Annotated in this window: 2 protein-coding genes; one reads left to right on the top strand and one right to left on the bottom strand. The window is 59.5% G+C overall.

Annotation, left to right across the window (positions count from 1 at the left end; all coding sequences use genetic code 11):
• Window positions 1-296: hypothetical protein (locus H8A95_RS43105; protein ID WP_229188460.1), on the top strand; the 296-nt coding region annotated here is incomplete at its 5' end.
• Window positions 297-495: 199 nt separating this feature from the next.
• On the opposite strand, the gene H8A95_RS43100 is transcribed toward H8A95_RS43105, so the two are convergent.
• Window positions 496-1,277 (bottom strand): heterodisulfide reductase-related iron-sulfur binding cluster (locus tag H8A95_RS43100; RefSeq protein ID WP_249796413.1); only part of this gene is annotated, 782 nt, incomplete at its 5' end.

Raw genomic sequence — 1,277 nt, 5'->3', positions numbered from 1 at the left:
CGGCCTTCTTCGGAGCGCTCTTCTTGGCAGCTTTCTTCGCAGCTTTCTTGGCAGCCTTTTTGGGCGCGGCCTTCTTCGGAGCAGCTTTCTTTGCAGCTTTCCTGGCAGCCTTCTTGGCTGACTTCTTCGCCGATTTCTTTGCAGACTTCTTGGCTGATTTCTTCGCGGCCTTCCTGGCCGACTTCTTCGCGGACTTCTTCTTCGCCGCTACCGCCTTCTTGGCCTTTTTGGCCTTCTTGCTTTTCTTCGCCTTCTTCGACTTCGCCATCGTGGTCCTCCTGTTGCCGCTGATTTGAGTCCACCGCGTATTGAAGTGATCGCTTGCCGGTCGTTGACTGCACCTCGGGGAGAGGCACCCTCCACTTCGCTTGTCGGGCATGATGGCCGCGCGATCGCTTCGCGTCTGTGGCTGGGAAGCGCCGGTCCTTCACATTGCGTCAGACACGCTGCGTCAGGGCAAGGCTGGGGTCCGGATCATGCTCGAGTGGCAGTCGATCAATTCAATCCTGGCCGGGGACCTCCTGTCGCCCAATCGAGAAGCTCAATCGTGTGCACCACAGGAACTGACGTACCGCCGGCAATCTGAACCATGCAGCCAATATTGCCCGCAGCGATCATGTCCGGTTTGACAAGCGCAATATTGGCGACCTTGCGATCGCGCAATCTGCTCGCAATGTCGGGCTGGAGAATGTTGTAGGTCCCCGCCGAACCGCAACACAAATGGCTCTCAGGTACATCTTTCACCACGAATCCATTCTTGGAAAGCAATTCTTTCGGAAGTTGAGTGATTTTCTGTCCATGCTGCAACGAACAAGCCGAGTGATAGGCAACGGTGACGTCGCCTTTCTGCGTTGAAGGTGCAAGCTTGAGAGTGCTGAGATACTCGGTGATATCCTTCGCCAGCGCCGAGATTTGCTCGGCCGGCTCGGCGAATGTTTTGTCCTCGCGCAGCAGGTAGCCGTAGTCTTTGACAACTGTCCCACAGCCCGAGGTCGTCACCAGAATGGCGTCCAGCCCGTTCTGGTCCGCTTCCCTTTGCCACACCGCGATGTTGGCCCGTGCGCGCGCCAGCGCGTCACCATCCTGTCCCATGTGATGGGTCAACGCGCCGCAGCATTGCTCGTCCTTGACCAGCACGACCTCGACGCCGTGCCGGGTCAGGACGTTGATCGCGGCCTGATTGATGCGCGGCGCCAGCACCTGCTGGGCGCAGCCCTGCAGCAACGCGACCCGGCCGCGCCGCCGGCCGATCGGCGCGAACACGGTTCCCGCAGCCG

It is taken from the genome of Bradyrhizobium oropedii, from assembly GCF_020889685.1.
GTDB classification, from domain to species: domain Bacteria; phylum Pseudomonadota; class Alphaproteobacteria; order Rhizobiales; family Xanthobacteraceae; genus Bradyrhizobium; species Bradyrhizobium oropedii.
This window is presented reverse-complemented; position numbering and strand designations above follow the sequence as displayed.